Below are 19,991 nucleotides of genomic sequence, written 5' to 3'. Positions count from 1 at the left end.
TCAGTTCACGCATTTCGGTCCGTTCTGGCCTGCGTCGATCGGTGGAGCGGGCGGGACTGGTGTGGCCGCCGCCGACGATCCGGACAGGTCGAACATCCGGCTCGCCGACGAGCCCGGACCAGAACAGTCGCTCGCCAGAACGACGCTCACCGAATCCGGGGACAGCGCCGGATCCGCGAGCACCGGCAGCCCGCCCAGCGTCTTGGCCACCGCCTGCGCCTTCGGGCTCGCCGTGTCCGCGGCGAGCACCCGACTGCTCGCGACGCGGCCGCCGCTGTAGTTGGACACCGTGCCTTGCCGGAAACCTTTCGCGCTCAATGTCTGCGCCACCTCGGACGCGAGCCCGCCGACGCCGCTCGCGTTGTAGACGCTCACGGTCACCTTCGCGGGATCGAAGCCCGGCTCGGCGTTGCGCGGGGCCGGGCCGTCGCCGACCAGCGAAGCGACGTAGGACTTGACCGCCTTCGGCTCGACCTTGACGACGGATTCGCCGTTGCCGGTCTCCCCGTTGAGGTCGGCGACCGGGATGGTCTCGAATTTCACCTGGCCGCCGGACAGATCCTTGAGCCGCTGCAGGAACGCCAGCACGTCCCAGTCCTCGTCCAGCACGATCGTGCGCCCCACCGCGTCGCTGAGTTGCTGCAGCTTGACCGGATTGGCCAGTGTCTTCGCGCTGAGCACCTGCTGCACCAACTGTGCCATGAACACCTGCTGGCGCACGATGCGGTCGATGTCGCCGCGCGGCAGGTCGTGGCGCTGGCGCACGAAACTCAGTGCCCGTGGCCCATCCAGGCGCTGACGTCCGGCCGGGAACCGCGCGCCGGACATCCATTCGTCGACCGGGTTCTTCAGACACACCTCCACCCCGCCGACGGCATCGGTGAGCAGCGCGAAGCCGAGCAGGCTCACCTCCGCGTAGTGGTCGACGGTGATGCCGGTGAGGCCGGCCACCGTTTTGATCAGCGCCTGCCTGCCCGCCTGGGTGGATTGCCGCTCCGCGTCGTCCTGCGCGACGCCCTGCTCGGTGAGCTTCTGCAACTGCGTCGCCTTGGTCGCGCCGTAGGCGGAGTTGATCTTGCCCATGCCCGAGCCCGCGATATTGACGTAGGAGTCGCGCGGAATGGAGATCGCGGTCGCCGAGCGCCCATCGTTCGGTACGCGCAGCAGCACGATGGTGTCGGTGTTGGTGCCGATCTCGTCGCCCGCGTGCAGCATCGCGCGCTCGGCGTCCGACAGCGGGTTGCCGTGCGCGTCGGTGCGGCTGTCCACTCCGACCAGCAGGATGTCCACCGCGCCGTCGCGGCTGCCGCCGAGGCCCAGATCGCCGAGGCGCTCGATGTCGGCGACCAGCGCGTCGACGCTGTGCCAGGCGAAACCGGTGAGCGCCAGCACGATCACGGCGGCGGCCACGGCGAACGAGCGCAGCGGACCGAAGGAAGGGTCGCGGGTTCCGGTCCGCCGCGCCGCCGCCGATGTGCCCCTCCGCTGCGACAAGTCTCATCCTCTCGCCGAAACTCGGTCTACTGGCGACGCGCGCGCAACCGATCCGCCACCATGGTTACCGCTCGCCCGCCCGATTTCGGGATCCCCGATAGCTCAAGGCTATCGAACGGTTATCGCGAACGGCCGCAACCGAGGGACCGGCGGCGTGCCAGACTTGCGCCCGTGACCGACCCCACCGCCCCCGCATCCACCGGATCCGCCCGCCTCGTCGTCACCGGGGCGCACGGACAGGTGGGCCGGGAACTGCGGCGTCTCGCTCCGGCCGCCGACGGCTATGGGCGCGCCGACCTCGACATCACCGATCCCGTCGCCGTGCGCGCGGTGCTCGCGCCCGGCGACGTGGTGCTCAACTGCGCCGCATATACCGCCGTGGACCGGGCCGAAACCGAAGCCGAAGCCGCCTACGCGGGCAACGCCACCGGACCAGCCGTGCTCGCCGAGGTCTGCGCCGACCTCGGCGCCCGGCTGATCCATCTGTCCACCGATTACGTCTTCCCAGGTACCCAGGATCGGCCGTACGACACCGCCGATGTGACGGGACCGACGTCCGTGTACGGGGCGTCCAAGCTCGCGGGCGAAGAAGCGGTGCTCAGCAGCTGCCCGGACGCGCACGTGGTGCGCACGGCATGGGTATACAGCGGGCGCGGTGGCGATTTCGTCGCGACGATGCTGCGGCTGGAGCGGGAACGCGACACGGTCGACGTCGTCGACGACGAGGTCGGCTCGCCCACCTACGCCGCCGATCTGGCCGCCGCGCTGCTGGAACTGGCGGGCCGGCCGGACGCCCCCCGGGTGCTGCACGCCACCAATGCGGGGCGGGCCAGTCGATTCGAGCTCGCCCGCGCCGTATTCGCGGGCGTCGGCGCCGATCCCGAGCGGGTCCGCCCGTGCGACTCCTCCCGGTTTCCCAGACCCGCACGGCGACCGTCGTATTCGGTGTTGTCGCCGCGGGCCTGGAACGAGGCCGGGTTGACGCCGCTGCGGGATTGGCGCACGGCGCTGGGCGATGCGCTGGCGCGGCGGTCCGGCTAGGCGATGCCCGCACGGGGTGCTCCCACCATGCGCGGGCCATCGACGAACGGCGTCCGGCCGCGCCCATTAGAGTTGGCTGTCGTGAGTGATTCCGATTCCGCCGCGCCCGCGGGCCTGGCCGTCGTCACGGTGACCTACTCGCCGGGTGAGCACCTCGAGCACTTCATCAGCACCCTGGCCGCGGCCACCGCGGAGAAACCGCAGGTGATCCTCGCCGACAACGGGTCGGTGGACGGTGTGCCGGAGCTGGTCGCCGAGGCCAATTCGCACGTGCGGCTGCTGCGCACCGGCGGCAACATCGGCTACGGCGGCGCGATCAACCGGGCGGTCGCGGAGATCGATCCGGGCATCGAGTTCATCGTGATCGCCAACCCGGACATCCGCTGGGGCACCGATTCCATCGACAAACTGCTCGCCGCCGCCAAGCGCTGGCCGCGTGCGGGCGCGCTCGGCCCGCTGGTGCTCGAGCCGGACGGCAGCGTCTACCCGTCGGCCCGCCGGGTGCCCGGTCTGCTCGACGGCGCGGGCCACGCGATCCTGGGCACGGTGTGGAAGTCCAACCCGTGGACCCGCCGCTACCGGCAGGAGAACGAGGAGATCTCCGAGCGCGCCGTCGGCTGGCTGTCGGGTTCGTGCCTGCTGGTGCGGCGCGCGGCGTTCGACTCGATCGACGGCTTCGATTCGCGCTACTTCATGTACATGGAGGACGTCGACTTCGGCGACCGGATGGGCAAGGCGGGCTGGCACAACGTGTTCGTGCCGGACGCCGAGGTGACCCACGCCAAGGGTCACGCGGCGGGCCGCCATCCCGAGGTCATGCTGCCCGCCCATCACGCCAGCGCCTACCGGTTCCAGGCCGACCGGCATCCGCACTGGTGGCAGGCTCCGCTGCGGCTGGCGTTGCGGGCCGGACTTGCGGTCCGCTCCCGGATTGCGGTTCGATCTGCCCTGCGCCAGCAGGCGCGCGACGCCGGGTAGCCGGCGGCGCAGGCGAGAAACGACCTTGTGAACAGGGGAGCTTGATGGCAGGAAATACAGGCACCGACGCGGTGATCCTGGTCGGCGGGCAGGGCACGCGGCTGCGTCCGCTGACCCTTTCGGCGCCCAAGCCGATGCTGCCGACGGCCGGGCTGCCGTTCCTGACCCACCTGCTCGCCCGTATCGCGGAGGCCGGGATCACGCACGTGGTGCTCGGCACGTCGTTCAAGGCCGAGGTGTTCGAGGAGCACTTCGGCGACGGCTCCGACCTCGGCTTGGAGATCGAGTACGTCACCGAGACCGAGCCGCTGGGCACCGGCGGCGCGATCCGCAACGTGCTGCCCAAGCTGCGCGCGGACAACGTCATGGTGTTCAACGGCGACGTGCTCGGCGGCACCGACCTCGGCGCGGTCCTCGATACCCACGAGTCGACCCGGGCCGACGTGACGCTGCATCTGGTCCGGGTCAGCGACCCGCGCGCGTTCGGCTGTGTGCCCACCGACGAGGACGGCCGGGTCACCGCGTTCCTGGAGAAGACTCAGGACCCGCCGACCGACCAGATCAACGCCGGGTGCTACGTCTTCCGTCGCGAGTACATCGAGAAGATCCCGGCCGGGCGCCCGGTGTCGGTGGAGCGCGAGGTGTTCCCGGCGCTGCTGACCGAGGGCGCACGCCTCCAGGGGTACGTCGACGCGTCGTACTGGCGCGACATGGGCACCCCCGAGGACTTCGTCCGCGGTTCCGCCGATCTGGTCCGCGGCATCGCTCCCTCCCCCGCCCTGCCCGGTCAGCGTGGCGAGTCGCTGGTCCATCCCGGCGCGGGCGTCGCTCCGGGGGCTTTGCTCATCGGCGGCACGGTCGTCGGCCGCGGCGCCGAGATCGGCGCGGGCGCACGCCTGGACGGCGCGGTCGTCTTCGACGGCGCGGTGATCGAGGCGGGCGCGACGGTGGAACGCACGATCATCGGGTTCGGGGCGCGCATCGGTCCGCGCGCGCTCGTGCGCGACGGCGTCATCGGGGACGGCGCGAATATCGGCGCCCGCTGCGAACTGCTGCGCGGAGCCCGGGTGTGGCCCGGCGTGGAGATCCCGGACGGCGGCATCCGTTTCTCCACCGACGTCTGAGGCGCGTCCCGCACTGCGTGCGCCTGCGGCCGCCGAGCCGGACGACGCCCGCTAGGAGAACCCGACGGCTTGCTGCCCCCAGGCGGTGTGCAGGTCACGGTCCGGATCGTCGACCACGCGGTCGACGCTGTCGAGAAGCAAGGTGCTGCGGGCAGGCAGGCGGTAGGGCGGCCAGTGTTTGGAGCCGTCGAGGGCGGCGGGAACGCCGTGGGCGGCGAAGGCCAGCCAGCGGCGCATCATCCGCCCGGAGACCTCCGTCGCCGCTCTGCGCCCGCCGAGCCAGAATGTCGGGTCGAGGTTGAGCGTGCCGAAATTACCGAAGACATAAGGCAATTCGGTGGCGTGACCGGCGCCGACCCGGGCCGCGCGCAGCATCGGGGTGGCGTAGTCGAACCGGTACATCCAGGTGGGCGAGTGCTCGGCGTGACCGTCGGCCACCCAGTGCGCGGGCATCCGGAACGCGGCGTCGGTGGACATCGCCAGGGCTCCGCGCGCCTTGCCGAGGTGCGGGTAGGCCGAGGTGATCTCGGCGATCCGCTCCGCGGACATCTCCGGGTGACCCGCCGCCACGTCCCGCAGCATCGCGTTCACCGCGTCCGGGGTCACCGGCATGATCGGCGAGCGCAGCAGCCGGAACAACGACGCCTCGTCCTTGTTCGTCCCGATCATCAACGGCACCCGGTGCGACCCGCCGCGCTGGAACCGGTCGATCGGGTAGGTCGGCAGCAGATCGCCGTCCACCACGGGCGCGGCCGCCAGCCTGCCCGGCTCCTTGAGCGGTATCTCGTCGAGCAGGACACCCGCCGCCGTCACGATCCGCTCGATCGGGCATTCCAGCAGCTCCTGTGCCCGACTCGCGGGCAGCTCGATCAGCTCGAGGAAACGCTGCGCGACCGTCGCGGCCCGCTCCGGCCCGAACACCGTGGTCGCGGGCGGGCTCTGCGCGATCGCCTTGTGGAACAGGCCCGCGGCGCGCGGTGCGGTGAGCAGCGCGGTGACGCACCCCGCGCCGGAGGACTCGCCGAAGAGCGTGACGTTATCCGGATCGCCGCCGAACGCGGCGATGTTGTCGCGCACCCACTCCAGTGCGGCGATCTGGTCGTGCAGGCCGAGGTTCGGCGCGAAGTCGTCGCCGAGCGAGGACAGGTCGAGGAAACCAAGCGCACCGAGGCGATAGTTGACCCCGACGACCACGACGTCACCGGTCGCGGCCAGCTTGCGCCCGTCGTAGATCTGCTGCGCGGCGGTGCCGAGGCAGTACGCGCCGCCGTGCAGCCAGACCAGCACCGGGCGTGGCTCGGTATCCGCGACGCGAGCGGGATCGCCGGTCTCGGGCCGCGGTGACCAGACGTTGAGCCACAGACAGTCCTCGCCCATGGTCAGGCCCGAGTCGATGGGAACCATGGTGCCCATCGTCTGCGGGGCGATCTGCCCGAACGAGGTGCAGTCGCGCACTCCCTCCCATGCCTGCGGTGGCTGCGGCGGCGCGAACCGGGCCGGTCCGGTGGGGGCCGCGGCGTAGGGGATGCTGCGCCAGACGGATACCGAGCCCTCGCGCACGCCGCGGACCTCGCCGTGTGCCGTGCGCGCGATGGGCTCGGCGAAACCGTCGGGACCGGGCACCGCCTCGGAGAACTGAGCGCGCATCGCGGACCTCCTCATCCTTCTTTTCGAGGGTACGTCGAAGATCAGCACGCCGGCGTCGCGATGCGGGGCCATTGCCGGTCAACTCACATTCATCCGCTGTTCAGGCCCTGGCCTCGGCTGCTGTGTCGAATCGGTCACGACGACCGCCGCCACTTCGGAGTGCCGGGGAGGATGCGCGGACGCTGCCTCTAAACTGAGCGGATGCCGAGTTACAGCTATCGGTGCCGCAGCTGCGGCGACACGTTCGAGGTGACCCGCCCGATGGCGGAGTCGTCGGCGCCGGCGACCTGCCCGGTCGGCCACGACGACACGGTCAAACTACTGACCACCTTCGCCACCGTCTCCCGGAGCGGCGCGAGTGCGCCCGCGCCGAGCCCCGCGGCGCCTCCGGCGGGTGGCGGCTGCTGCGGTGGCGGCTGCTGCGGCTGATTCCTCTGCGTCAGTCGCGCCGGTCGGCGTGACCGAGGTCGCGGTCGGGCGCCACCCGGTCGCGCACCCGCTGCTTGAGCACGGCGATCTCGGGGAAGCCGCCGTCGGTCTTGCGTTCCCAGATCTGTTCGCCGTCGACGGTGATCCGGAAGATCCCGCCCGAACCAGGGAGCAGCGCGACCTCGTCCAGGTCGGTGGCGAACGTGCTGAGCAGTTCCTGCGCCATCCAGCTCGCCCGTAGCAGCCAGCGGCATTGGGTGCAGTACTCGATCGCGACGCGTGCCATGCCCGCCGACGCTACCGGTCACTCGGCGTGCGTGCCGTCCAGGTAGACCCAGGCGCCGTCGGAGCGAGCGAATCGACTGGTCTCGTGCAGTGCGCCGCGACCGTCCGCATCTCGGTAGTGCGCGACGAACTCCACCGTTCCGGTGTCGTCGAACAGCCCGCCGCGGTCGGTGCGGGTGATCTCCAGGAACAGCCAGCGCTGGGCCGGGTCCACACTGAGTTCACGCGGGCGGGTGCGCGGATGCCAGGAACGCAGCAAATAGTCGACGTCACCCACCGTGAACGCGGTGTAGCGCGAGCGCATCAGGCCTTCGGCCGTGGCAGCGGGACGCTCGCCGCTCAGCACCGGACCGCAGCAGTCGTCGAAAGCCTCGCCACGCCCGCACGGGCACCGTCGTGATCCGGTCATGCCACGTCCTTTCCGACCCGAGTGGGGCACCGCTCGCCAACGCCTGTCCCGATCCGCTCACATCGTGCCGCTGTCCGGCCGGGCGGCATAATCCGTACGCACGCTCACTGGCAGCTCTCCGATCCGGATCGCGCACACCGCCCGGCCGCAGCGGCGCCCGCCGTCGGCATCGTCGCGACCATCTCCGGTCATGATTGCGCACGCCGTGCCTCTTCGGCTTGCGCGGGGCCTCGCATACACATGCTCGCCAACTACCTGCGGCTGCGATCGGCTCCGCCGTCCTCTTCCGGCGTGCACGGTGCCATCCGGGCAGGCTCGCGACCACCTCCGACCCCCGATCCGCTCACACCGTCGGTCATGCCTGCGCGCGAACCGCACCATCGCCGGGGTCAATCTCGGCGCGCCTCCACGGCCGCCAAGTCCGCGGCCAAGGCGACGGTCTGCTCCCGCCAGCGCCGCAGATCGGTGACGCTGGGCGCGAGTTCGTAGTCGTGGTGGTGGGCCGCGCGCGACAGCGCCGCCCAGAGCACCGCGACGCGCGCCGCCACGTCCGGTCCCGCGAAGGCGCGCAGCGCGATCAGTTGCGCCCGCATCGGGCAGCGGACCAGCGCGGGCGCCAGCCGCAGCCACAGCTCGTCCACGGCCTGCTCCAACGCGATCCGAAGAATCCAGGCCGTCGCCCGCGACCACAGCCCGCCTGCGTCGGTCACCGATCCGGCGAGCAGCAGATCGACGGTCTCCAGCCGCTCGGCGACCGACGGCCGATCGGCGGGCGGCCTGCGCGCGCCGTTGGTTCGCCCACGCTGTCCGTGCCGGGGCGCGCGCCCGCCGCCCGCAGGCCCGCGGCGCGCGCCGACCGGCCTGCGCCGCCCGCTCATCGGCGCATCACCTGGCCAGCCACGCGACGAATTTCTCCGTTTCACCGATCAGCTCGCGCATGTCCCGCCCGATCGGCACGTGCGCGCCCGCCGTGGCGTCGCGCAGTGCGTCCACCACCCACCGTCCTTCCCGCGCGATCAGATTCTTGTTCAGGTCGTCGACCTTGCTACCGACGCCGAAGACCGCCAACGCCACCTTCGCCCTGGTGGAGTGGGCGGCATCGATGTGGCGTTCCACCTCGCGGTGATTCATGCCCGCGGCGAGCAGGGTGCGCCGCGCCCTGGCCAAACTGGCCGCCTCGACCGCGGAACGGCAGCAGGTGGCCACCAGTTCGTCGGCGATCGCCGCCGGCAACTGGGGCGTGCGGACCAAGGCGCGGGCATCGTCGAGATAGCGGCGGATCGGGTCGCTGGACACCCGCACCTCGACCACCGAGCGGTCGCGACGCTGCACTTCCAAGACGGTCGCGTCGAGCTGCATCCGCCGCACCGCCTCGGCGAGGCGCTCGTCATGGGTGAAGACCACCACCTGACGGGTCCAGGCCACCGTGGCCAGCACGTGGGCCAGGCCGTCCACCTTCGCCGGGTCCATCGCCTGCACCGGGTCGTCGATCATGACGAAACGGAACGGGCTCTCCTCCACCGTGGCGCGCGGCAGAAACAACGACAAACCCAGCGCGTGCAACTCGCCCTGGCTCATCACGCCCAGCGCGGCCCCGTCCACCTCGTCGACGGTCACGTCGAGCAGCACGCGGCGCGCGGTGCCCGCGTTGCCCTGCAAGCGGATCGCGCCGAGCTCGACGTTGCTCTGCTGCCGCAGCGTGCGCCACACCCAGCGGGCCGTCGTCTCCAGCGGCGTCATGCGCTCGCCGCGCAGGCCCGCGGTGGCCGACTTCAGCCAGTCCTCCGCCTTCTTCACCGTGCGCAGTTCCGCCGCGTGCGCGGCCACCTCACGCGCGCCCTCGAGCCAGGTCACGATCCGGGGCACCAGCGGCGTCCACACCTCGTCCAATCGGTCGAGTTCCTTGCGGGTGCCTTGCTGCAGCAGGTCGAGCTCGTCCACCAACCGCGCGTGCGCGCTGCGCAGCAGCTCGGGCAGGTCCGGGGTGTATTCGGCGGTGGTCAGCGCGGCCCACTCGGCCCATGCCTCGCGCACCGCCGTGGTGTCGACCGACGGTGGATTGCGCGGGTCGAAATCCAATTCGGCGGGCACGAGTTCGGGAAGCGCCCGCGCGGCCCGCACGGCGTCGCCGAGTTCGACGCGGGCGGTGGTGAGCGCGTCCACCCGGGCGGCGATCCGCTCGATGGCCGCGTCGGTGTCCCGTGCCCAGTCCTCGTCCAGTGCGCCGCGGCCGCACACCGGGCACGGGCACGGCCCGCTCGCCGCCTGGTGCGCGCGCGCCGTGCGCAATAGTTCGAGCAAGCGCAGATCGGCTTCGGCGTCGTCGGTGGAGCCCTCGGCGATGGCCGCGCCCCATGTCTCGAGCCGGGTGGCCACCGCTTCGACTTCGGCGTCGCCGGGCAGCGCGAGCCGCACGATCGCGCGCAGGCCGTCCGGACCGCCCGGGTCGTCCACCACGCCCAGCACTTCACGACCCACCGCGGCGAGGTCCGGTTGGGCGGGCCGCAGCAGTCCGGCGACCCGGACCGCCCGGTCGTCGGCCACCGACGCGAGCAACTCCAGCAGCTCCAGCCGCTCTTGCCGCGAATCCCGCACCGCGCGTTCGAGTTCCAGGCGGCGCATCCGGATGCGTTCCTGCGCCAAGGTGAGTTCGTCGAGACCCAGCAGTTGGTGCAGCGCGTCGAACAGGTCGCTCGGCTTCCCGTCCACCAGTGCGCCGAGTTCGCTGTAGGACAGGAACGGGCGGTAGAGCTCGAGCTGGGCCGCCCAGCGGTCCATGTCGAACGCCGACGGCGGCGCCGGCGGATAACGCTGGGTCCAGTGCGCGTCCGGCAGGTCGGCGTCGGCCGCCCATTCCTTGGCGATGGTGAGCCGGGGCGCGTCACCAGCGGTGAGCAACTCCAGCTCGATGCGGGCAGCCGCGCCGTCGTGCAGGTTGCGCCAGCCTTCCCTCCAGGCTGCCGAGCGACCGTCCCACCGGCGGTTTCCGCCGGTCAGAGCCATCTCGGCGGCTTCGGCGAAACTGGATTTACCGCTGCCGTTGCGGCCGACCACGAGCGTGAGACCCGGTCCGGGCGGCAGCTGCAGCGTCGTCTCGGGACCGATGCCGCGGAATCCGCACACCCGGATGGCGCTCAGGAAGATCCCGGAGTGATCGAATGCCGTTGCGGCGTCCCCGGATTCGGCGGCGCCCAGGGCGCGCAGCACGGTCCGCGTGACCGAGGGCGTGACCGCCGGATCCTCGGCGAGGCGCCGGGTCACCACCTCCGAGAGCCGGGGCGGCACGTCCGCGGAACCGACGGCCTGGACAGCGTCGGGATCCAGGCGCATGCGAAAAATCCCCTCCACCATCGAGCCGCCACACGTCCTCCGACCCCGTGCGCGGCGCCTTGTCGAAGCTGTGCGAAACGCTACCCGATCGCGCCGGGATCGCCCAGCGCACCCAGGCGAATCTGCCCGCGGGGATGGATATGGTCATCGAAACGCCTGCGCCCTGTCTCGATGTCCACCCCTCGCCAACCCCGGCGGGCAGCTCGATGGTGTCTACACCCGTTCCGGGTGGCTCGGTCGAGCCGAACAGGACAGAATGCCAGAGCGTCACCATCAGCGCAAGATTTGTCCGAATGACGAATAGGGCACCGAGACAAGCGCTTCCGGGCGCGGCGTGGCACCGGTGGCGGCACATGTCGGTGCGCTGCGGTAGAAATCCGGTCAACCGAGCAACGAAGGAAGGCGATGAGCCACCACCGAGCTGGAGCCGCGCGATGACGACGCCGTGGACCGAAGACCAGGTCGCGGCGCTGGCGCCCGACGCGAATTCGCTGTCGGCGGCCCACAAGCTGGTGCATCGCTGGCGCGAATGCGGACAGCACGGCAAGGCGCTGTGGGGGCGGTGCCAGGGCAGCGGCGCCACGCCGTATCAGACGATCATCGATCTGTCCGGCCCGGCGTACCGGTGCTCCTGCCCGAGCCGCAAATTTCCCTGCAAGCACGCGTTGTCGCTGTTGCTGCGCTGGGCCGCGGGCGAGGTCGACGTCGCGCCGGAGACCGCGGACTACGCGGCATCGTGGATCGGCGGCCGTGCGGCTCGGGCCGCCACGACAGCCGACCGCCCCCGCACTCCGAACCCCGCCACCGCCGAACAGCGCCGGGTACGGGTGACGGCCGGGCTGGAGGAACTCGACGTCTGGCTCGCCGACCAGGTACGCACCGGGCTCGCGCAGGCCGACCGCTCGTACCGCGCCTTCGAGGCCGTGGCCGCCCGGATGGTCGACGCGCAGGCTCCCGGCCTCGCCTCCACCCTGCGCAGACTCCCGGCGGCCGTGGCAACCAGGACCGACTGGCCCGAGGTGGTGTTGCGCGAGTACGCAAGGATGCACCTGCTGATCGCCGCGCACCGGCAGCTCGACGCGTTGCCGCCGCCGCTGCGTGCCAGCATCCGGACCCACATCGGCTATCCCAACCCGGCCGAGGCGGTGCGCGCCGAACCTCCGGTCCGTGATCGGTGGATGGTGTTCGGTTCGCGGATCACCGAGGACGAGCGCCTCTATACCCGACGCACCTGGCTGTACGGGCGGAAGAGCCGGAGCTGGGCGCTGGTGGTGGACCATTCTTTCGGTTCCCCCGGCTTCCCCGCCGATGTTCCCCCCCTCGGGCAGCTGGCCGACGCGCAGCTGCATTACTACCCGAGCGCCGCGCCGCTGCGTGCATTGTGGGGGGAACGGCACGGTGCCGCCGAACCTTTCACCACGCTGCCCGCCGACGCCGACCGGCCCGCCACCATCGCCGCCGCGCTGGCCGCGCACGCCTCGGCGCTCGGCGCCGATCCGTGGGTGCGCTCGTGGCCGATGCTGCTGGCCGACGTGATCCCCACCCGCACCGAGCAAGGCTGGTTCGTCACCGAATCCGACGGCACGGCGCTGCCGATCCGGCCGGGAGAGCAACCGTGGACGCTGCTGGCCGTCTCCGGCGGTCATCCGGTCACGGTGGCGGGTGAATGGAGCGCCGACGGGTTCGAGCCCATTTCGGTGTTCGCCGGGGGTGAGGTCGTCGACCTGGCCGCCGCCGAGACCTTCGGACCCGAGCCGGACCGCCCGGCTCCCGGGAACGCGGACCTCGCCTCCGTCGCGTTGCTCGGCACCGCGCGCCGCGCCCCGGATTCCGCCGCGCTGCCGCCCCCGATCGCCCGCGCGGCCGGCCGGTTGCCGAGCGATCCCGCGACGCGTCTGCTCGAAACCGCGGCGCTGCACGACCTTTTCACCCGCGGCGGAGTCGCACCAAGCACCGCGGCGGCACCGGAGCCCGCGGCGGACGACCCGCGGCCGTCGCTGCCGCATCCAGCGGCGGCGCGGCTGGCGCGCATGCTGCGGGAGCGCTCGGCATTCCTGCCCGAATGGTTCGAGGCCGCGCGGCCGTACGACTACCGCGCGCCGGACGCCCTCTGCGGGCAACTGCTCGAGCACGCGAAGATCAATGCCTCCTTGCGTGAGCCGCTGCTGCGCCTCGCGGGTGCCCGCGGCAGCTGGCTGGCGGCCCGGCATCCGGACTGGCGGGAACTCGTGCGGAGGTCGTCGACCACCTCCGAACGATCCAGCGACACCTGGCTGTTCGGCCAACCAGCCGAGCGGCGCGACTGGCTCGCCGACCTCCGGCGCGCCGACGCCGGCGCGGCGAGGGCGCAGTTGACTACCGCGTGGCCGAAGGAGTCGGGCCCGCTGAAGGCCGAACTGCTGGCCGTGCTCGCCGACGGACTCGGCCCGGAGGACGAGCCCCTGCTCGAGACGGCGTTGGACGACCGCCGCGCCGACGTGCGCCGCACCGCCGCCGGACTCCTCGCGCTGCTGCCGGAATCGGCGTTCACGCGTCGGATGCGCGAGCGAGCGAGCGCGTGGATCCGCGCCGAGCACCGGATGCTGCACACGAATGTGGTGCTCGCGCTGCCCGATACGCTCGACGCCGCCGCGCAGCGCGACGGGATCACCGACCGCACCGTCGAATTCGCCTATCGCTGGAACGGCGCGCCCGACGTGTCCGCGGCTCGGCTCCGGCAGGTGGTCGCCGCGACCCCGCTGACGCACTGGGCCGGTGTGCTCGGCACGCCGCAGCAGGCGGTGCGCGCCACGATCGAAGACCGGTTCCGGCAGCCGGTCTTCGACGGCTGGGTGGACGCCGCGCTGGCGCAGCGCGATTCGGCCTGGGCGCGGGCGCTGTTCGAGGCGGGCGTGCCCACCGACCTCGCGATGCTGCGCAGGCGGGAGCTGTTCGCACTGCTGCCGCAGGCGGATCGGACCGCGCACCTGGTGCGGCTGGACGGCTCGTGGCTGTCCGAGATAGAAGCGTTGCTGCCCGCGATGGGCCACCCGTGGCCGGACGCCCTGGCCCAGCACGTGGTGCTGCTGCTGTTCGAGCGGGCGCGGGCGGCGGCGCGACGTCCCGAGACGCACGGCGCGGCGCCGAACGCGCATCGCTCGCTGCTCGCCGCGGCCGCGGTCCATCTTCCGGTCACCGCGGCGGACACGCTGTCCGCGGTGGCCCGCCGGTGCGACGATCCCGCCTGGGCGCGCGCTTTCGACCAGCTCGCCCACGACCTCACCCACCGCTCGATGATGCTCGAGGAGTTGCAGTGACCACCACCGACCCGGCGCCGGACCTGCTGCGCCCCCACGCCGAACAGGCGTACGCCGACGAGTTGCGCGCTCTCGCCGCCGCCGACGACCGCCCCCGTCCGCCGTCCTGGCGATTGTCACCGTGGGCAGTGGTCACCTACCTGCTCGGCGGCAACCTTCCGGATGGCACCGTGATCACCCCGAAGTACGTGGGCCCGCGCAGGTTGATGGAAGTGGCGGTCGCGACGCTGGCCACCGACCGGGCGCTGCTGCTGCTCGGCGTGCCGGGGACCGCGAAGACCTGGGTGTCGGAACATCTTTCCGCCGCCATCAGCGGTTCCTCGACGCTGCTTGTACAGGGCACCTCCGGCACGGCCGAAGAGGCGATCCGCTACGGCTGGAACTACGCGCGGTTGCTCGCGGAGGGCCCGAGCGAAGCGGCGCTGGTGCCGTCGCCGGTGCTCACGGCCATGCGGACGGGCTCCATCGCCCGGCTCGAGGAGCTCACCCGCATCCCCTCGGACGTGCAGGACGCGCTGATCACCATCCTGTCCGAGAAGACACTGCCGGTGCCCGAGCTCGGTACGGAAGTGCAGGCCGCCAAGGGCTTCAACGTCATCGCGACCGCGAACGACCGCGACCGCGGGGTGAACGAGTTGTCCTCCGCGCTGCGCCGCCGGTTCAACACGGTGGTGCTGCCGCTGCCGGCGAGCGAGGACGAAGAGGTCGCCATCGTCAGCAGGCGAGTCGAGCAGCTCGGTTCGGCGCTGGAACTGCCCACGGTGCCCGCGGCGGCCGAGGAGGTGCGGCGGGTGGTGCGGGTCTTCCGCGAACTGCGCTCCGGCAGCACCGCAGACGGCCGGACCAAGCTCAAGTCGCCGTCCGGAACGCTGTCCACCGCCGAGGCGATCTCGGTGATCACCAACGGCATCGCGCTCTCGGCGCACTTCGGCGACGGTGTGCTGCGCGCCGCCGACATCGCGGGCGCGGTGCTCGGCTCGGTGATCAAGGACCCGGTGGCCGATGCGGTCGTGTGGACCGAGTATCTGGAGGCCGTGGTCCGTGAGCGACCCGACTGGGCGGACTTCTACCGTGCTTGCCGGGAGGTCACCGGGTGACCTCCGGCACCGGATCCACCGCCGTGACCAGGGTGTTCGGCATCCGCCACCATGGTCCCGGGTCGGCGCGCTCGCTACGGCTGGCCCTGGCGGACTTCCGGCCCGACATGATTCTCATCGAGGGTCCCGCGGACGCCGATCCGTTGGTGGGTTACGTCGCCGCCGAGGGGATGACCCCGCCGGTCGCGCTGCTGGGGTACGTTCCCGACACCCCCGCCAAGGCCGCGTTCTGGCCGTACGCGGTGTTCTCCCCCGAGTGGCAGGCGCTGCGGTACGCGGTGGACAACGACGTGCCGGTGCGGTTCTGCGACCTGCCCGCGACCGTCACGCTCGCGACGGAGGACGAGCCGGGCGACCGGTTCGATCCACTCGCCGCGCTCGCCGAGGCGGGTGGCTACGACGACGCGGAACGCTGGTGGGACGCCGTCGTCGAATCCGTTCCGGACGCGGACGCGTTCGAGGCGATCACCGAGGCGATGGGCGCGCTGCGGGAATCCGCGGCCCGCGCGACGCCGCCGGACGAAGCCTTGCGCGACGGCGCGCCCACCGGAACCGAACCGGCTGGGCAGCAAGCGGCGACCGCCGAATCCGAACGCGGTCGGCCCGAGCGCGACCACCAGGCGCAGGAGCATTCCGTGAACGACTCCGCGCCGGAGTTCGATTCGGTCGCGGAGGCGATCGCCGAAACGACCCTCGTGCCCGAACCGCCGCCCGAGCCACTCGTGGTCGACGCCCACACCCTGCGGCGGGAGGCCTATATGCGCCAGACGATGCGCAAGGCGCTCAAAGACGGCGCGATGCGGCTGGCGGTGGTGTGCGGAGCATGGCACGCGCCCGCGCTCACCGGCGCGCTCGGTCCCGCCGCGCCGGACGCCCGGTTGCTCAAGGGCCTACCGAAGACCAAAGCCAAACTCACCTGGGTGCCGTGGACGCATTCGCGGCTGTCCACGACCTCCGGCTACGGCGCGGGCGTCACCTCGCCGGGCTGGTACCACCACCTGTTCACCGCCACCGAGCGGCCGATCGCCCGCTGGCTGACCAAGGTCGCCGGTGTACTGCGCGCCCACGATCTGCCGGTGTCCAGCGCGCACGTCATCGAGGCCGTCCGGCTCGCCGACACCCTCGCCGCGCTGCGCGGTCGCCCGCTCGCCGGTTTGTCGGAGGTGACCGAGGCCACCCGGTCGGTGCTGTGCGGCGGTGACGAGACGATGCTGCGGTTGGTGATCGGCGAACTCGTGGTGGGTGAGGCGCTCGGCGCGGTGCCGGAGGAGACGCCGACCGTGCCGCTGGACGCGGACCTGCGCGCCACCATCCGGTCGCTGCGGATGAAGCAAGAGCCCTCGATCCGCACCATCGACCTGGATCTGCGCAAGGAACGCGAGGTGCGGCGGTCGCGTCTGCTGCACCGGCTGCGGGTACTCGACATCGAGTGGGGCACGCTCACCACCAGCGATGTGCGCAGCACCGGCACCTTCCGGGAAACCTGGACGCTGCAGTGGCACCCCGAGTACGCGATCTCGATCATCGAGGCTTCGCGCTGGGGCACCACCATCCGCACCGCGGCGGAGGCGAAGATCCTCGACACCGCGAGCCGCGCCGACCGCTCGGTGGGCGAACTGACCGCCGCGCTGGAAGTCGCGCTGCTGGCCGACCTGGGCGGCGCCACCGACGGATTGATCGCCCGGCTGGAATCCACCGCGGCGCTCGACCACGACGTCACCCACCTGCTGGCCGCGCTGCCCGGCCTGATCCGTACGTTGCGCTACGGCGACGTGCGCGGCACCGACACCAAAGCGCTGGCCCATGTCGCCGACGGGTTGCTGGTACGCATCTGCGCCGGCCTGCCCGCGGCGGTCACCGGGTTGGACACCGATGCCGCCACCGATCTGCGCGGCCTGCTGGACGCCGCGCACACCGCCATCCACACCAGGGACGACGGCTGGGCCACCGGCGAGTGGCTCGCCGCGCTGCGCCGCGTCGCCGACCGCGACGACGTGCACGGCGCTCTGGTGGGGCGTGCGGTCCGCTTGCTCGCCGACGCGGGCCGTATCGATGACACCGAATCCGCGCGCCGACTGTCCGCCGCCCTGTCGGTGGGCGCCACCGCCGCGGCCAAGGCGGCCTGGATCGACGGGTTCCTCGGCGGTCGCGGCCTGCTGCTGGTGCACGACCGGGAGTTGTTGCGGCTCATCGACGACTGGCTGCGCGGACTCGGCGACGACACGTTCGTCGAAACGTTGCCGCTGCTGCGCCGCACCTCCGGCGCGTTCGAATCGGGTGAGCGCCGCGCGATCGGGCAAGCGGTCCGCGACGGCGGGTCCGCGGCCGCCGCGTCGGCTGTCGCCGGGATCGACACCGACCGAGCCACAGTCGCGGTGCGCGCGGCAGCGGAGATTCTGGGGGTCACGGTATGAGCGGTCAGGCCCGGAGGCGGCAGCGCAGCGTAACCACGCAGGGCCCCGCTCATGCCGGAATCGGACACAGCATGAGCGGTCAGGCCCGCAGGCGGCAGCGCAGCGTAACCACGCAGGGCCCCGCTCATGCCGAAATCGGACACAGCATGAGGGAACAGGCAGTCCGGCGAGACCGCAGCGAGATCGCCGCTCATACTTGGAAGGACGCGGCATGACCGACGAAGGTCAGTCCCGGCGTTGGCGTCTTGTGCTCGGCGCGGCCGCGGAGGAAGGGTTGGGCGGGCTGGGCTCCGCTGCGGACGCGGCCATGGACCGGGCGCTGTCGGCGCTGTACAACACCGATGACGAGACTTCCCCAGGCAAGCGCACCGGCGGTTTGCAGGGCTCGGCGCCGCGCGTGGCCCGCTGGCTCGGCGATATTCGCAGCTACTTCCCCGCCTCCGTCGTCGAGGTCATGCAGCGTGACGCCGTGGAGCGACTCGATCTCACCCAACTGCTGCTGGAGCCGGAACTGCTCGAGGCGGTGGAGCCGGACGTGCACCTGGTCGGCACCCTGCTGAGCCTGAACCGGGTGATGCCCGAGACCACCAAGGCCACCGCGCGCATGGTGGTGGAGAAGGTGGTGCGAGAGATCGAGCAGCGCATCGCGGCACAAACCGTCGCCGCCGTCTCCGGCGCGCTGAACCGCGCTGCCCGCGTCACCCGGCCGAAATTGCGGGATATCGACTGGGACCGCACCATTCGCAAGAACCTCGCCACCTACCTGCCCGAGCATCGCACCGTGGTCCCCGAACGCCTGGTCGGCTACGGTCGCAAGGCGCAGGCGGTGCGGCGAGACGTGGTGCTGGCCATCGACCAGTCCGGTTCGATGGCCGCCAGCGTCGTGTACGCGTCGGTTTTCGGCGCGGTGCTCGCCTCGATGCGGTCGCTGCGTACCTCGTTGGTGGTCTTCGACACCGAGATCGTCGACCTCACCGACAAACTCGACGACCCGGTGGAGGTGCTGTTCGGCACGCAACTCGGCGGCGGCACCGACATCAACCGGGCCCTCGCCTACTGCCAGTCGTTGGTCACCCGCCCGGCCGACACACTGTTCGTCCTGATCTCCGACCTGTACGAGGGCGGCATCCGCGACGAGATGCTGCGCCGCGTCCGCTCGATGCAGGAGTCCGGCGTGCAGGTCGTCGTACTGCTCGCCCTTTCCGACGACGGCGCGCCCGCCTTCGATCACGACAACGCGGCTGCCCTTGCCGCATTGGGCATCCCGGCTTTCGCCTGCACACCGGACAAGTTCCCGGAACTGCTGGCCATCGCCCTCGATCGAGGTGATGTGCAGTCCTGGGCGCACGCGAACGCCGCCCGCCACTAGATCCAGCACCGCCCTGCCGGTCGGCGTACGAAATGCTGCGCCTTTCCGGGCAGTCGACGGGGCGCTCGGTTCCAGGAATCACGACGACCGCCGTATCGCGGCTTTCGCGTTCCGGGAGCGGGACGGCCGGACCGTGGTGATCTGGACTTACTCGTTCCGGCCCGCCGCGGCCCCGTTGCGGCCCCTGGTATCGGCATTCGTCGGCCGGACCATGCCCGCGCTCATGCGGGAGACCCTCGCCGCCATCAAGAGCGGTGCGGAAGCCGGGGCCGGAACGGGACCCATCACGCCCCAGGCGGTGGCCGCCGCGGGTACCACGAACGGATGCAAAGCCGCGGACACCGCCAGCAATACGACCGCGACGATGACGTCCAGCCAGTAGTGGTTGGCGGTGCCCACCACCACGAGCGTGGTCAGCGCCGGATGGGCCAGAGCGAGCCAGCGCCACGGCGTGCCGGTCGCGGCGACCACCGCCACACCCAGTAGCAGCGCCCAGCCGACGTGCAGCGACGGCATGGCCGCGAGCTGATTGGACAGCCCGCCGGAATCGGCCGCGCCGTAGACGGATTGACCGTATCGCGCGGCCAGGTCGACGAAGCCGCGATCGGTCAGCATGCGCGGAGGCGCCAGCGGGAGGAGGATGTGCACCGCGAGGGCGGCTGCGGTCAAAGCCACCATGAGATTTCTGGTCCAGCGATAGTGCTGCGGCCGGAACATCCACAGCCACAGCAGCACGCCCACGGCCACGGTGAAATGCGCACTGGCGTAATAGAAGTTGGCCGGGACGGCGAGAAATTCGCGGTGCAGGAACAACGCCTGGACCGTCCGCTCGTCCGGCAGGCCGAGTCGTTCCTCGAAGCCGAGCAGGCCGTGCGCGTTGCCCATGGCTCGCCCGGTGTCGTCGGCGGTGATCAGCCGCCCGGCGCGATAGCCGAGGTAGAGCACCGTGATGAGCAGAAGCTGGGTCACCGCTTCGCCGCCGCGACCGCGCACCGCCGCCCGCACTCGTTCGACGACTCCGCCCGGCGCGAACTCCAGTTCGCCGAAGTCCACAGCGACCATCGCGCGGCCTCCTTCC

15 protein-coding genes are annotated in these 19,991 nt (G+C 71.5%); 8 read left to right on the top strand and 7 right to left on the bottom strand.

The window, feature by feature from the left end; translation table 11 throughout:
• On the bottom strand, window positions 1-1,410 hold the full coding sequence (locus tag GVY64_RS27115) for an LCP family protein (protein WP_328821006.1): 1,410 nt from the start codon (window positions 1,408-1,410) through the stop codon (window positions 1-3).
• A 255-nt stretch (window positions 1,411-1,665) separates the two neighbouring features.
• Between GVY64_RS27115 and rfbD the strand changes: the two genes are divergently transcribed.
• The 3 genes from rfbD to GVY64_RS27100 all read left to right on the top strand — a co-directional run bounded on the left by rfbD (window position 1,666) and on the right by GVY64_RS27100 (window position 4,637).
• On the top strand, window positions 1,666-2,535 hold the full coding sequence (rfbD, locus tag GVY64_RS27110; protein WP_236567242.1) for a dTDP-4-dehydrorhamnose reductase: 870 nt from the start codon (window positions 1,666-1,668) through the stop codon (window positions 2,533-2,535).
• Window positions 2,536-2,616: 81 nt separating this feature from the next.
• Window positions 2,617-3,513, top strand: a complete 897-nt coding sequence (locus tag GVY64_RS27105) for a glycosyltransferase family 2 protein (protein WP_159847271.1) — start codon at window positions 2,617-2,619, stop codon at window positions 3,511-3,513.
• A gap of 44 nt (window positions 3,514-3,557) precedes the next feature.
• Window positions 3,558-4,637, top strand: a complete 1,080-nt coding sequence (locus GVY64_RS27100) for a sugar phosphate nucleotidyltransferase (RefSeq protein WP_159847268.1) — start codon at window positions 3,558-3,560, stop codon at window positions 4,635-4,637.
• 51 nt (window positions 4,638-4,688) lie between these two features.
• Here GVY64_RS27100 and GVY64_RS27095 read toward each other — a convergent pair whose 3' ends face one another.
• The gene (locus tag GVY64_RS27095) at window positions 4,689-6,284 is read right to left on the bottom strand and encodes a carboxylesterase/lipase family protein (RefSeq protein ID WP_159847265.1); all 1,596 of its coding nucleotides are present in this window, start codon (window positions 6,282-6,284) and stop codon (window positions 4,689-4,691) included.
• 201 nt (window positions 6,285-6,485) lie between these two features.
• On the opposite strand from GVY64_RS27095, the gene GVY64_RS27090 reads away from it, so the two are divergent.
• Window positions 6,486-6,713, top strand: coding sequence for an FmdB family zinc ribbon protein (locus tag GVY64_RS27090; RefSeq protein ID WP_159847262.1), 228 nt, complete (start codon window positions 6,486-6,488; stop codon window positions 6,711-6,713).
• Window positions 6,714-6,723: 10 nt separating this feature from the next.
• Here the strand turns inward: GVY64_RS27090 and GVY64_RS27085 are convergent, their stop codons facing one another.
• The 4 genes from GVY64_RS27085 to GVY64_RS27070 all read right to left on the bottom strand — a co-directional run bounded on the left by GVY64_RS27085 (window position 6,724) and on the right by GVY64_RS27070 (window position 10,737).
• The gene (locus GVY64_RS27085; RefSeq protein WP_159847259.1) at window positions 6,724-6,999 is read right to left on the bottom strand and encodes a SelT/SelW/SelH family protein; all 276 of its coding nucleotides are present in this window, start codon (window positions 6,997-6,999) and stop codon (window positions 6,724-6,726) included.
• An 18-nt stretch (window positions 7,000-7,017) separates the two neighbouring features.
• Window positions 7,018-7,407 (bottom strand): YchJ family protein, encoded by a 390-nt coding sequence (locus GVY64_RS27080; protein WP_159847256.1) that lies wholly within the window; start codon window positions 7,405-7,407, stop codon window positions 7,018-7,020.
• A gap of 389 nt (window positions 7,408-7,796) precedes the next feature.
• A complete protein-coding gene (locus GVY64_RS27075; RefSeq protein ID WP_159847253.1) occupies window positions 7,797-8,285 on the bottom strand; it encodes a hypothetical protein in 489 nt (162 codons plus the stop codon).
• Window positions 8,286-8,292: 7 nt separating this feature from the next.
• Window positions 8,293-10,737 carry an AAA family ATPase gene (locus GVY64_RS27070; RefSeq protein ID WP_236567238.1) on the bottom strand — a complete coding sequence of 815 codons (2,445 nt, stop codon included), beginning with the start codon at window positions 10,735-10,737 and terminating at the stop codon, window positions 8,293-8,295.
• A 434-nt stretch (window positions 10,738-11,171) separates the two neighbouring features.
• Here GVY64_RS27070 and GVY64_RS27065 point away from each other — a divergent pair, with 434 nt between their 5' ends.
• The 4 genes from GVY64_RS27065 (at window position 11,172) to GVY64_RS27050 (ending at window position 18,913) form a co-directional block, all read left to right on the top strand.
• Window positions 11,172-14,033 (top strand): SWIM zinc finger family protein, encoded by a 2,862-nt coding sequence (locus GVY64_RS27065; RefSeq protein ID WP_159847247.1) that lies wholly within the window; start codon window positions 11,172-11,174, stop codon window positions 14,031-14,033.
• Window positions 14,030-15,130 (top strand): ATP-binding protein, encoded by a 1,101-nt coding sequence (locus GVY64_RS27060; protein ID WP_159847245.1) that lies wholly within the window; start codon window positions 14,030-14,032, stop codon window positions 15,128-15,130. Before GVY64_RS27065 ends, GVY64_RS27060 begins: the two co-directional genes overlap by 4 nt.
• Window positions 15,109-17,544 carry a DUF5682 family protein gene (locus GVY64_RS27055; RefSeq protein ID WP_442939634.1) on the top strand — a complete coding sequence of 812 codons (2,436 nt, stop codon included), beginning with the start codon at window positions 15,109-15,111 and terminating at the stop codon, window positions 17,542-17,544. The genes GVY64_RS27060 and GVY64_RS27055 overlap by 22 nt, the downstream gene beginning before the upstream one ends.
• A gap of 211 nt (window positions 17,545-17,755) precedes the next feature.
• Window positions 17,756-18,913: a VWA domain-containing protein gene (locus tag GVY64_RS27050; protein ID WP_159847239.1), complete on the top strand. Its 1,158-nt coding sequence runs from the start codon at window positions 17,756-17,758 to the stop codon at window positions 18,911-18,913.
• Between the two features lie 147 nt (window positions 18,914-19,060).
• Here GVY64_RS27050 and GVY64_RS27045 read toward each other — a convergent pair whose 3' ends face one another.
• On the bottom strand, window positions 19,061-19,975 hold the full coding sequence (locus GVY64_RS27045; protein ID WP_159847236.1) for a phosphatase PAP2 family protein: 915 nt from the start codon (window positions 19,973-19,975) through the stop codon (window positions 19,061-19,063).
• Window positions 19,976-19,991: the final 16 nt, after the last annotated feature.

Source organism: Nocardia sp. CY41 (assembly GCF_009829325.1).
Classification (GTDB): Bacteria; Actinomycetota; Actinomycetes; order Mycobacteriales; family Mycobacteriaceae; genus Nocardia.
This window is presented reverse-complemented; position numbering and strand designations above follow the sequence as displayed.